Raw genomic sequence first — 12,844 nt, 5'->3', positions numbered from 1 at the left:
TTTACCACTCCGGTAATATCGCGCAGAAATTCGTAATCCATAATGTCTTCCTCTGCTCCCGGCAATGCGCCAATACCGCATTGCACCTTGCTGTAATTATCGCAGCAGCGCGGCAGAAAAAAAGCGTAGCGGGTATAAGGAATAGAAATAAAAATGCCCGGAGAAGCAGACTTCTCCGGGCATTGATGCGTTTTTACACAAATCGCGTTAGCGTATTACACCGCGGTCTGGAAAATCACACCATCGGCTTTCTCAGTATACTGAGACAGCTGGTCGAAGTTCAGATAACGGTAAGTATCCACCGCCGTCTTATCAACCTGCGCCACATAGGTCTGATATTCTTCCGCCGTCGGCAGTTTGCCAATCAGCGCCGCAACCGCCGCCAGCTCCGCAGAAGCCAGGTAGACGTTCGCCCCGGTACCTAAACGGTTCGGGAAGTTACGGGTAGAGGTCGAAACCACCGTTGCGCCGTCAGCCACACGCGCCTGGTTACCCATGCACAGCGAACAGCCAGGGATCTCAATACGCGCACCGCTCTTACCAAACACGCTGTAGTAGCCTTCTTCGGTCAGCTGCGCCGCATCCATACGGGTTGGCGGAGCCACCCACAGACGCGTCGGCAACTGGCCTTTGTGTGCATCCAGCAGTTTACCCGCCGCACGGAAGTGGCCGATGTTAGTCATGCAGGAGCCAATGAAGACTTCATCGATCTTCTCGCCCTGCACGTCAGACAGCAGACGCGCGTCGTCCGGATCGTTCGGTGCACACAGGATTGGCTCTTTGATATCCGCCAGATCGATGTCGATCACCGCCGCGTATTCTGCGTCAGCGTCGGCTTCCAGCAATTGCGGATCCGCCAGCCATTTTTCCATCCCCTGCACACGACGCTCCAGCGTACGGCGATCGCCGTAACCTTCAGCGATCATCCACTTCAGCAGAACGATGTTAGAGTTCAGATACTCAACGATCGGCTCTTTGTTCAGTTTGATGGTACAACCGGCAGCGGAACGTTCAGCGGAGGCATCGGTCAGTTCGAACGCCTGCTCCACTTTCAGATCCGGCAGACCTTCGATTTCGAGGATGCGGCCAGAGAAGATGTTTTTCTTACCTTTCTTCTCAACGGTCAGCAGACCCTGTTTGATCGCGTACAGCGGAATGGCGTGTACCAGATCGCGCAGGGTAATCCCCGGCTGCATTTTGCCTTTGAAACGCACCAGAACGGATTCCGGCATATCCAGCGGCATCACGCCGGTCGCAGCAGCAAACGCCACCAGGCCAGAACCCGCCGGGAAGGAGATGCCAATCGGGAAACGAGTATGGGAGTCACCGCCGGTGCCGACGGTATCCGGCAACAGCATGCGGTTCAGCCAAGAGTGGATTACGCCATCGCCCGGACGCAGCGACACGCCGCCACGGTTCATGATGAAGTCCGGCAGAGTGTGGTGCGTGGTCACGTCAACCGGCTTCGGATACGCGGCAGTGTGACAGAAGGACTGCATCACCAGGTCAGCAGAGAAGCCCAGGCACGCCAGGTCTTTCAGTTCATCACGGGTCATCGGGCCGGTGGTATCCTGAGAACCCACGGAGGTCATCTTCGGTTCGCAGTACGCGCCCGGACGGATACCTTTCACACCGCAGGCGCGGCCCACCATTTTCTGCGCCAGAGAGAAGCCGCGGCTGCTTTCCGCCACGTCTTTCGCCTGACGGAATACGTCGCTGTGCGGCAGTCCCAGCGCTTCGCGCGCTTTGGTGGTCAGGCCACGACCGATGATCAGCGGAATACGGCCACCAGCGCGCACTTCGTCGATCAGCACATCAGTTTTCAGCTCAAAGCTTGCCAGCAATTCGCCGGTTTCGTGGTTACGCACTTCTCCTTTGAACGGGTAAACGTCAATCACGTCGCCCATGTTCATGTTCGAGACGTCCACTTCGATTGGCAGTGCGCCCGCATCTTCCATGGTGTTAAAGAAGATAGGTGCAATTTTGCCGCCGAGACACAGACCGCCGCCACGCTTGTTCGGTACATGAGGGATATCATCGCCCATGAACCACAGTACGGAGTTGGTTGCAGATTTACGCGAAGAGCCGGTACCAACAACGTCACCCACATAAGCCAGCGGGTAGCCTTTTTTCTGCAGTTCTTCAATCTGTTTGATCGGGCCTACCGCGCCCGGCTGGTCCGGTTCGATACCTTCACGGGCGTTTTTCAGCATCGCCAGCGCGTGCAGAGGGATATCCGGGCGAGACCATGCGTCCGGTGCCGGAGAGAGGTCATCGGTGTTGGTTTCACCCGTCACTTTAAACACGGTAACGGTGATTTTTTCAGCCAGAGCTGGACGGTTCAGGAACCATTCGGCATCGGCCCAGGACTGCATTACCTGCTTCGCATATTCGTTGCCCGCTTTGGCTTTTTCTTCTACATCGTAGAAGTTATCGAACATCAGCAGCGTTGAAGAGAGCGCTTTGGCGGCAATCGGCGCCAGTTTTGCGTCGTCAAGCGCGTCGATCAGCGGATGAATGTTGTAACCACCCTGCATAGTGCCCAGCAGTTCAATGGCTTTTTCTGGAGTCACCAGCGGGGAGGTGGTGTCGCCTTTCGCGACGGCAGCGAGAAAACCCGCTTTAACATAAGCGGCTTCATCTACGCCAGGAGGAACGCGGTTGATCAACAGGTCTAACAGGAATTCTTCTTCGCCCACAGGCGGGGTCTTCAGCAGCTCGACTAGTGCGGCCATTTGGGTTGCGTCTAACGGTTTTGGCACAATCCCCTGGGCAGCACGCTCAGCTACGTGCTTACGGTATTCTTCTAGCACGACGATATCTCCTCGCTCTCATTGTCATAATGCGGCGCTTTTGTAGATGGGCGATTCTCTTCACGCTCCTGTGAGACAGTAGTTAGTAGGGTAAATGCCCGGTACCGCGTAAGGCACAATAACAGGATTTTCATTAAGTGTTAATCCGTTTACAAAAAAGCAACATAAAAAATTGGCTGAATCGTTAAGAATGGTGTAGCGACAGGGCAGGGCGTAATTTAGGCTCCCTAAAAACGATGTGAAACGGTTGATTTTCAAGCGCGACATGCTGAATATTCCAGCGATTTTTCAGCCATCAGATATAATTGTGTAATAAATCTTCACACTCTTTTTCCGGACCTGCCGGGTGAATCCCCAATAAAAGTCAAAACTATCTAACACGGGTGAATAATACTCGCGGCAACAGAACGCCTCACGGCACAGCGCTTGTCTCGTTGGAGTCATTTTATGAAGTTGCCCTTTAAGCCACATCTGCTTGTCCTTCTGTGCAGTGCCGGGCTGTTTGCCGCCTCTGGCGTGATGTTCGTTAAAAGTCGCGCAACGGAGCCAGCAGCTCCAGCCCCCGTCGCACAGCAACCGTCCGCACCGGCTCCAGCTCCCGTAGCGGCCCCTGCCCCGGCCGATCAACCAGCGCCCACCGCAGCCCCTACGTACACATCGGCACAAATCGATCAGTGGGTTGCGCCTATCGCGCTCTATCCGGATTCACTGCTGTCGCAAATTTTGATGGCCTCAACCTACCCGGCGAACGTCATCCAGGCCGCGCAGTGGTCAAAAGACAATCCCAAAATGCAGGGTGATGCCGCCATTCAGGCCGTTGCCAGCCAACCCTGGGATCCCAGCGTAAAATCGCTGGTGGCGTTTCCGCAGTTGATGTCGCTGATGGGTGAAAATCCGCCGTGGGTACAGAGCCTGGGCGATGCATTCCTTGCGCAGCCGAAAGAGGTTATGGATTCCGTTCAACGCCTGCGTGCGCTGGCGCAACAGACCGGAGCGTTGCAATCTACACCGCAGCAGACCGTTACTACCGTGGTCAAAGCTGCACCGGCTAAAACCGTCACCAGCGAGTCAACGACCACAACAGCCACGACCGCCGCCTCAGCAAGCCCAACGGTAATCAAAATTGAATCCGCCGACCCGCAGGTAGTTTACGTTCCCACCTATAACCCAAATACGGTTTACGGTACCTGGCCGAACACCGCCTATCCGCCAACCTATCTACCGCCAACGCCCGGCGAGCAGTTTGGCAACAGCTTCGTTAACGGTTTAGGCTTTAGCCTCGGCGTCGCCACAACTTATGCCATTTTCAGCAATATCGACTGGGATGACGACGATGACTGGGATCACCATCATAATGATGACTGGGATAACCATGGCGGCTATAACCGCAACGGTGATAACAACATCAATATCAACGTTGATAACTTCAATAAAATCAGTGGACAGCGTCTGACGGATGCCAACCGTACCTGGCAGCACAACCCGGCCTATCGCGAAGGGGTGCCGTACCCTAATAGCCAGCTCAATAACCGCTTCCACTCCACTAACACGGCTACGGGCCTAAGCTCAACCCAGCAAAGACCGGTCAACCGTGATAGCCAGCGTCAGGCAGCGTTGAGCCAGATGGAAAAATCAACGGGGAAAACCTTCCCCCAGACGGCGCGTACGGGAACGAAAGACGCCCAGCGTCAGGCATCCAGCCAACAGCTAAAGCAAATTTCCCAGCGTAATAACTACCGTGGTTACGATACCAAACCGCAAACGGCAAAACGGGCAAACACTCAGCAACATGAACATCGCCAGGCCGCCACTCAGCGACAAGAGAAACGGGTCACGCAACCAGCGCAGCAACGCAACGTGCAGCAGCGCAATCTTCAACAACGGACCAGCCAACCGCGGGCCAATGCGCTGAGCGGCAACGACAGTCGCTCCGCCAGTTGGCAGGCGCAGCAGCAGCGAGGGGCTCAAAGCAGGCAGGTCGCCCGCAATCAGCCATCTCGCCAGCTATCCGGCGACCGTGCTGAACACCGTGAATTCCGTCATCGTTAAGGGAAGCGACATGAAAAATAAACTACTCAGTGGAATGGTGTTATTCATGGTTTCGACCACCGCGATGGCACAGCAATCCTTCAGCACACCAGACCAGGCGACCGATGCCCTGGCAACCGCGATAAGCGAGCAGAATGAAAGCGCGATGAACAACCTGCTCGGGGAAAACTGGCGCGAGTTTCTGCCACCGGAAGGCGTCGATCCTGATGCGGTTGATCGCTTCCTGCGCGACTGGAAGGTCCGCCATAATACCGTCATCGACGGCAATAGCGCGCACCTGGTGGTCGGGGACAGCGACTGGCAACTGCCGATCCCGGTTGTTAAAACCGCTTCCGGCTGGCAATTTGATATCAAGGAAGCGGCTGAAGAGATCCTGACCCGTGAGATTGGGCGCAACGAACTTGCCGCTATTGAAGCATTACACGCCTATGTAGATGCTCAGCAAAGCTACTTTGCGATGAACCAAAAATACGCGCAAAAGATTGTCAGTTCTGAAGGGAAAAAAGATGGTCTGTACTGGCCTGTTTCGCCCGGCGAAGCGCCAAGCCCGCTTGGCCCGGCCTTTAGTCCGCAAGAGCCTGGCACGGGCTATCACGGCTATCGTTTCCGTATCCTTCCCGATAAAACCAGCGGCTTTGCGATGGTTGCCTGGCCCGTCAGCTACGATCACACTGGCGTTATGAGTTTTATGATTAACGGTGATGATAAAGTCTATCAGGCCGATCTCGGCGCTGATGCACAGCAGAAAGCCGAGGCGTTAACCGCATATCATCTGGATAAAAACTGGCAGCCCGTAGCGCCCTGAAAGCCAGTCAAATAGTGATTTGGCCGGGGAAGCGCCCCCCCTCCGGCCAACTCACGAGAGATTACAGGATGTTAGCGACGGATTTCGCCAGCTGCGCTTCCAGAACCGGTTTCGCTTCTTCGAACTTCAGGTTCACTTTGTTGGCATTAGACACGACGCGGGTCTGGTATTTTGCGCGATCGCCCTGCGCGCTGCTGGTTTGCAGCTTGATACCGGACGTGCCCTGGCGCAGTGCGGCAACGTTATCCGTTGTCACTTTCGCTTTGCTGCGCTCAGAGATTTGCAGGTCAGTGACCATGGTGTAGTTCACGTCTTCTACCATGGCATCCGCGGCCATACCGATCAGCCCCGCCGCCAGGCCAACGCCCAGCGCCGCGCCGGAGGAGTTGCTGTTATAGGCGGTGATGCCCGCTCCCAACGCAGCACCCACCGCTGCCCCTTCATAGCCGGTCTTTAGGAAGCCCTGAGCTTCACGCAGATCCATTTTGTCCGCTTTCAGTACGTTCGCCTGTACCCAGTAGTAAGCGCTGTCTGGTGAACTGGTCACTTTATAGCCCTTCGCAGACAGGTCGTTTGCCAGCAGGGTTTGCAGGTTGCTCATGTCTTTATCAGAAGTGTTTTTTACCTGAATGTAGACGGTCTTCTCGCTGGAAGGCTCCAGCCAGATGGTTTCACTCATCTGCGTTTTCACTTCGAGATTACGTTTTTTAACGGCGGTGGTCATCGCGCCACAACCAGTCAGCGTCATTGTCGCGACAACCATGCCAACAACCGCGATTTTTTTTAAAGACATGTTATTTCCTTTTTTCGTGTAATAGAGAATCCAGAGCCTCTTAACCGCGCGGCCAGTAGCCACACAATGGCGAAAAAAGTATCGGCAGTTGCGCAATTTTTTTTAGTGGAAATATCAATAAGATGACTACCAGAACTGGTAGCTTTCAGGCAAAAAAAACGCCTCCGAAGAGGCGTTTTCACAAAAGCGGGAAGATTACTTTTTCTTCGCTTTCGGGTTTGGCAGGTCGGTGATGCTACCTTCGAACACTTCTGCCGCCAAGCCCACAGACTCGTGCAGAGTCGGGTGCGCGTGGATGGTCAGCGCAATGTCTTCAGCATCACAACCCATTTCGATCGCCAGACCGATTTCACCCAGCAGCTCACCGCCGTTGGTACCGACAATCGCACCACCGATAACACGGTGAGATTCTTTGTCGAAAATCAGTTTAGTCATACCGTCTGCGCAGTCGGAAGCGATAGCACGACCAGAAGCAGCCCACGGGAAGGTGGCGGTTTCGTAGCTGATGCCTTTCTCTTTCGCTTCTTTCTCAGTCAGGCCAACCCATGCAACTTCTGGTTCAGTGTATGCGATGGATGGGATAACTTTCGGATCGAAGTAGTGTTTCTTACCGGCGATAACTTCAGCGGCAACGTGACCTTCGTGAACACCTTTGTGCGCCAGCATCGGCTGACCGACGATATCGCCGATAGCAAAGATGTGCGGCACGTTGGTACGCAGCTGTTTGTCAACGCGGATGAAGCCACGGTCATCAACTTCCACGCCAGCTTTGCCCGCGTCGAGGTTTTTGCCGTTCGGTACACGACCGATAGCCACCAGCACTGCATCGTAACGCTGAGCTTCAGCAGGCGCTTTTTTGCCTTCCATGGAAACGTAGATACCGTCTTCTTTCGCTTCAACGGCGGTTACTTTGGTTTCCAGCATCAGGTTGAATTTCTTGCTGATGCGTTTGGTAAAGACTTTAACCACGTCTTTATCGGCTGCCGGGATAACCTGGTCGAACATTTCAACCACGTCGATCTCTGAACCCAGCGCATGGTACACGGTACCCATTTCCAGACCGATGATACCGCCGCCCATTACCAGCAGGCGCTTAGGAACAGTTTTCAGTTCCAGTGCATCGGTGGAATCCCACACGCGCGGATCTTCATGCGGAATGAATGGCAGTTCGATCGGACGGGAACCCGCCGCGATGATCGCGTTGTCAAAGTTGATCACGGTTTTGCCGTTTTCACCTTCAACTTCCAGGGTGTTTGCCCCGGTAAATTTACCCAGACCGTTAACCACTTTCACTTTACGGCCTTTGGCCATACCCGCCAGACCGCCGGTCAGTTGAGTGATAACTTTTTCTTTCCAGGTACGAATCTTGTCGATATCGGTTTTCGGCTCGCCAAAAACGATACCGTGTTCAGCCAGCGCTTTGGCTTCTTCGATAACTTTTGCTACGTGCAGCAGCGCTTTAGAAGGGATACAGCCGACGTTCAGACAAACACCACCGAGGGTGCTGTAACGTTCTACGATGACGGTCTCCAGACCTAAATCTGCGCAACGGAAGGCAGCAGAGTAACCTGCAGGGCCTGCCCCAAGTACCACGACCTGAGTTTTGATTTCAGTGCTCATCATGACCTCTTAATTTATACCCGTCGTCCACCGGGTCGTTCTATCCGCCCGTATTTTACAAAATTGTTAACAATTTTGAAACAACAAACGGCAACCGATTTGTCTTTCGCACAATAACCTCACTGACTTCATGAGATTACCAGAAAAAAGCCGGCCGTCGGGCCGGCTTTTTCGCTTACATCACCAGGCGGCGAATGTCAGACAGCATGTTGTTGATGATGGTGATAAAGCGCGCACCATCAGCACCGTCGATTACGCGGTGGTCGAAGGAGAGCGAAATCGGCATCATCAGACGCGGCATAAACTCTTTACCGTTCCACACTGGCTCCATAGAGGACTTGGAGACACCGAGGATAGCCACTTCCGGCGCGTTCACAATCGGCGCGAAGTGGGTCGTACCCAGGCCACCGATGCTGGAGATGGTGAAGCAACCGCCCTGCATTTCGCCAGCGGTCAGCTTGCCATCACGCGCTTTCTTGGAGATGGTGGTCAGTTCACGAGACAGCTCGGTAATGCTCTTCTTGTTCACGTCTTTGAAGACCGGAACAACCAGACCATTCGGCGTATCTACCGCAACACCGATGTTGATGTATTTTTTCAGGGTCAGACGCTGACCGTCTTCAGACAGAGAGCTGTTGAAGCGTGGCATCTGTTCCAGAGCGGCGGCAACGGCTTTCATGATGAAGACCACTGGCGTGAATTTCACATCCAGTTTACGTTTTTCAGCTTCGGCGTTCTGCTGTTTACGGAACGCTTCCAGATCGGTGATATCGGTCTTGTCGAAGTGAGTAACGTGCGGGATCATCACCCAGTTACGGCTCAGGTTAGCACCAGAGATTTTCTGGATACGACCCAGTTCCACTTCTTCGATTTCACCAAACTTGCTGAAGTCCACTTTCGGCCAAGGCAGCATGCCCGGAATACCGCCGCCTGCTGCTGCCGGAGCAGCTTCAGCACGCTTGATAGCGTCTTTCACGTAAGCCTGAACGTCTTCACGCAGGATACGACCTTTACGGCCAGAACCTTTCACTTTCGCCAGGTTTACACCGAACTCGCGCGCCAGGCGACGAATCAGCGGTGTTGCATGAACGTAAGCGTCGTTCTCAGCGAACTCAGATTTACCTTCCGCTTTCGCGGCCGGAGCTGCGGCTGGTTTAGCAGCCTGAGCCGGTGCAGCTGCAGAGGCTGGAGCAGCCGCGGCAGTTGGAGCAGCAGCAGGTGCTGCGCCTTCAACTTCGAAGATCATAATCAGAGAACCGGTTTTGACTTTGTCGCCGGTGCTGATTTTGATTTCTTTCACGGTGCCCGCGAACGGTGCCGGAACTTCCATCGACGCTTTATCGCCTTCAACGGTAATCAGTGACTGCTCAGCGGCAATTTTATCGCCCACTTTAACCATCACTTCAGTGACTTCAACTTCGTCACCGCCGATATCCGGAACGTTAACCTCTTTCGAGCCAGAAGCTGCCGGAGCCGCCGCTGCTGCTGGAGCTGCCGCCTGAGCCGGTGCTGCAGCAGGCGCTGCGCCTGCAACTTCGAAGACCATAATCAGAGAACCGGTAGACACTTTGTCGCCCGTGTTGATTTTGATCTCTTTAACGGTGCCCGCGAACGGCGCCGGAACTTCCATCGACGCTTTATCGCCTTCAACGGTGATCAGAGACTGTTCAGCCGCAACGGTGTCGCCCACTTTAACCATAACCTCGGTAACTTCGACTTCGTCACCGCCGATGTCCGGTACGTGTACTTCTTTCGCCGCTGCCGCAGCAGGTGCTGCTGCCGGAGCTGCTTCTTTCTTCTCTTCTGCCGGAGCAGGTGCAGCGGCTGCTGCACCATCGGCGGAATCGAAAATCATGATCAGTTTGCCGGTCTCAGTTTTGTCGCCAACAGAGACTTTGATCTCTTTAACGATACCTGCCTGAGGAGACGGAACTTCCATAGAGGCTTTGTCGCCTTCTACGGTGATCAGCGACTGTTCAGCTTCAACTTTGTCGCCTACTTTGACCAGGATCTCGGTGATTTCAACTTCATCAGCCCCGATGTCCGGTACATTGATTTCGATAGCCATTATTCTTTTACCTCTTACGCCAGACGCGGGTTAACTTTATCTGCATCGATGTTGAATTTGATGATTGCGTCAGCAACCACTTTCTTATCGATTTCGCCACGTTTAGCCAGTTCGCCCAGGGCCGCTACAACCACATAAGAAGCATCAACTTCGAAGTGGTGACGCAGGTTTTCACGGCTGTCAGAGCGACCGAAGCCGTCAGTACCCAGTACGCGATAATCATCAGCCGGTACATAAGTACGAACCTGTTCGGCAAACAGTTTCATATAGTCAGTAGATGCCACTGCCGGAGCGTCGTTCATCACCTGAGCGATGTACGGAACGCGCGGAGTTTCCATCGGGTGCAGCATGTTCCAGCGTTCACAATCCTGGCCATCACGCGCCAGTTCAGTGAAGGAGGTTACGCTGTAAACGTCAGAACCTACACCGTAGTCGTTCGCCAGGATCTGTGCTGCTTCACGCACGTGACGCAGGATAGAACCGGAGCCCAGCAGCTGAACTTTACCTTTCTTACCTTCGAGGGTTTCGAGTTTGTAGATACCTTTACGGATACCTTCCTCGGCACCTGCTGGCATTGCCGGCATGTGGTAGTTTTCGTTCAGCGTGGTGATGTAGTAATAAACGTTCTCTTGTTTCTCACCGTACATACGCTCCAGACCATCGTGCATGATGACCGCAACTTCGTACGCGTAAGACGGATCGTAAGAGATACAGTTCGGGATAGTCAGAGACTGAATATGGCTGTGACCATCTTCGTGCTGCAGACCTTCGCCGTTCAGCGTCGTACGACCAGAAGTTCCCCCTACCAGGAAGCCGCGAGCCTGTTGGTCGCCTGCCTGCCAGCACAGGTCACCGATACGCTGGAACCCGAACATGGAGTAGTAGATGTAGAACGGAATCATCGGCAGATCGTTGGTGCTGTAGGAGGTCGCAGCAGCCAGCCAGGATGCGCCAGCACCCAGTTCGTTGATGCCTTCCTGCAGGATCTGACCTTTCTCGTCTTCTTTATAGTAAGCAACCTGCTCACGGTCCTGCGGGGTGTACTGCTGGCCGTTCGGGCTGTAGATACCGATCTGACGGAACAGACCTTCCATACCGAAAGTACGCGCTTCGTCAGCGATGATCGGAACCAGACGATCTTTGATCGACTTGTTCTTCAGCATCACGTTCAGGGCACGAACGAAAGCGATAGTGGTGGAGATTTCTTTGTTCTGCTCTTCCAGCAGCGCACCGAAGTCTTCCAGAGCAGGCAGTTCCAGCTTCTCGGTGAAGTTCGGCTGACGAGCAGGCAGATAGCCGTGCAGTTTCTGACGCTGAGCGTGCAGATAAGTGTGTTCTTCAGAACCTTCCGGGAAGGTGATGTAAGACAGGTTTTCAACCTGCTCATCGGTCACAGGAACGTTGAAACGGTCGCGGATATAACGCACGCCGTCCATGTTCATTTTCTTAACCTGGTGAGCGATGTTTTTACCTTCGGCGGTGTCACCCATGCCGTAACCTTTGATGGTATGGGCCAGGATTACAGTTGCTTTGCCTTTGGTTTCCTGCGCTTTCTTCAGTGCAGCGTAGACTTTCTTCGGATCGTGACCACCACGGTTCAGAGCCCAAATCTGCTCGTCAGTCCAGTCAGCAACCAGAGCTGCGGTTTCCGGGTATTTACCGAAGAAGTGCTCACGTACGTATGCGCCATCTTTGGATTTAAAGGTCTGGTAGTCGCCGTCAACGGTTTCGTTCATCAGTTGGATCAGTTTACCGCTGGTATCTTTACGCAGCAGCTCATCCCAACGACCGCCCCACATGACTTTGATAACGTTCCAGCCAGCGCCCGCGAAGATGCCTTCCAGTTCGTTAACAATCTTGCCGTTACCGGTGACCGGACCGTCAAGACGCTGCAGGTTACAGTTGATAACAAAGACCAGGTTGTCCAGTTTCTCACGGGTCGCGATGGTGATAGCACCCTTAGATTCTGGCTCATCCATTTCGCCGTCGCCCAGGAAGGCGTAAACGGTTTGTTTAGAGGTATCTTTCAGGCCACGGTGTTCCAGATATTTCAGGAATTTAGCCTGGTAGATTGCACCGATTGGGCCCAGACCCATAGATACGGTCGGGAACTGCCAGAATTCCGGCATCAGTTTCGGGTGCGGGTAGGAAGACAGGCCTTTGCCATGTACTTCCTGACGGAAGTTGTTCATCTGCTCTTCAGTCAGACGACCTTCCAGGAATGCGCGAGCGTAGATGCCCGGAGAGATGTGGCCCTGGAAGTAAACCAGATCGCCGCCATCCTGCTCGTTGCGTGCACGGAAGAAGTGGTTGAAGCAAACATCATACACCGTTGCGGAGGACTGGAAGGATGCCATGTGGCCACCCAGCTCGAGGTCCTTTTTAGACGCGCGCAGTACGGTCATGATGGCGTTCCAGCGGATAGCAGAACGAATACGACGCTCCAGCTCCAGATTGCCCGGGTATTCCGGTTCATCTTCAACGGCAATAGTGTTTACATAATTGCTGGCCCCAGCACCTGCCGCTACTTTCACGCCGCCTTTACGAGCTTCTGAAAGCAGTTGGTCGATCAGATACTGAGCACGCTCAACACCTTCTTCACGGATGACCGATTCGATCGCCTGTAGCCAGTCGCGAGTTTCGATCGGATCCACGTCATTTGGGAAACGTTCTGACATGGGGGTATTCCTTATCTA

At 54.0% G+C, this 12,844-nt stretch carries 7 protein-coding genes; 2 read left to right on the top strand and 5 right to left on the bottom strand.

Annotation, left to right across the window (positions count from 1 at the left end; genetic code table 11):
* Positions 1-215 precede the first annotated feature (215 nt).
* Entirely contained in the window at positions 216-2,813 is a 2,598-nt protein-coding gene (gene acnB, locus KQJ19_RS18600; protein ID WP_016151723.1) for a bifunctional aconitate hydratase 2/2-methylisocitrate dehydratase, read from the bottom strand.
* Between the two features lie 447 nt (positions 2,814-3,260).
* On the opposite strand from acnB, the gene KQJ19_RS18595 reads away from it, so the two are divergent.
* Together KQJ19_RS18595 and KQJ19_RS18590 are read left to right on the top strand one after the other, a co-directional pair.
* Positions 3,261-4,862, top strand: coding sequence for a DUF3300 domain-containing protein (locus tag KQJ19_RS18595; protein WP_137380754.1), 1,602 nt, complete (start codon positions 3,261-3,263; stop codon positions 4,860-4,862).
* A 10-nt stretch (positions 4,863-4,872) separates the two neighbouring features.
* On the top strand, positions 4,873-5,667 hold the full coding sequence (locus KQJ19_RS18590) for a DUF2950 family protein (RefSeq protein ID WP_047499851.1): 795 nt from the start codon (positions 4,873-4,875) through the stop codon (positions 5,665-5,667).
* A gap of 61 nt (positions 5,668-5,728) precedes the next feature.
* Here KQJ19_RS18590 and traT read toward each other — a convergent pair whose 3' ends face one another.
* The 4 genes from traT to aceE form a co-directional block, all read right to left on the bottom strand.
* Positions 5,729-6,460, bottom strand: coding sequence for a conjugal transfer complement resistance protein TraT (gene traT, locus KQJ19_RS18585; protein ID WP_043018444.1), 732 nt, complete (start codon positions 6,458-6,460; stop codon positions 5,729-5,731).
* Between the two features lie 195 nt (positions 6,461-6,655).
* Positions 6,656-8,080, bottom strand: a complete 1,425-nt coding sequence (gene lpdA / locus KQJ19_RS18580) for a dihydrolipoyl dehydrogenase (RefSeq protein ID WP_003018686.1) — start codon at positions 8,078-8,080, stop codon at positions 6,656-6,658.
* 175 nt (positions 8,081-8,255) lie between these two features.
* A complete protein-coding gene (gene aceF, locus KQJ19_RS18575; RefSeq protein WP_155574641.1) occupies positions 8,256-10,148 on the bottom strand; it encodes a pyruvate dehydrogenase complex dihydrolipoyllysine-residue acetyltransferase in 1,893 nt (630 codons plus the stop codon).
* Between the two features lie 14 nt (positions 10,149-10,162).
* Positions 10,163-12,826: a pyruvate dehydrogenase (acetyl-transferring), homodimeric type gene (aceE, locus tag KQJ19_RS18570; protein ID WP_016151717.1), complete on the bottom strand. Its 2,664-nt coding sequence runs from the start codon at positions 12,824-12,826 to the stop codon at positions 10,163-10,165.
* Positions 12,827-12,844 lie beyond the last annotated feature (18 nt).

The sequence above is a fragment of the Citrobacter sp. S46_ASV_140 genome, assembly GCF_018919545.1.
GTDB lineage: Bacteria > Pseudomonadota > Gammaproteobacteria > Enterobacterales > Enterobacteriaceae > Citrobacter > Citrobacter braakii.
This window is presented reverse-complemented; position numbering and strand designations above follow the sequence as displayed.

Coding starts and splice junctions, on each gene's coding strand:
- aceE (WP_016151717.1), bottom strand. CDS start 12,826: ATGTCAGAACGTTTCCCAAATGACGTGGATCCGATCGAAACTCGCGAC.
- traT (WP_043018444.1), bottom strand. CDS start 6,460: ATGTCTTTAAAAAAAATCGCGGTTGTTGGCATGGTTGTCGCGACAATG.
- lpdA (WP_003018686.1), bottom strand. CDS start 8,080: ATGAGCACTGAAATCAAAACTCAGGTCGTGGTACTTGGGGCAGGCCCT.
- aceF (WP_155574641.1), bottom strand. CDS start 10,148: ATGGCTATCGAAATCAATGTACCGGACATCGGGGCTGATGAAGTTGAA.
- KQJ19_RS18590 (WP_047499851.1), top strand. CDS start 4,873: ATGAAAAATAAACTACTCAGTGGAATGGTGTTATTCATGGTTTCGACC.
- KQJ19_RS18595 (WP_137380754.1), top strand. CDS start 3,261: ATGAAGTTGCCCTTTAAGCCACATCTGCTTGTCCTTCTGTGCAGTGCC.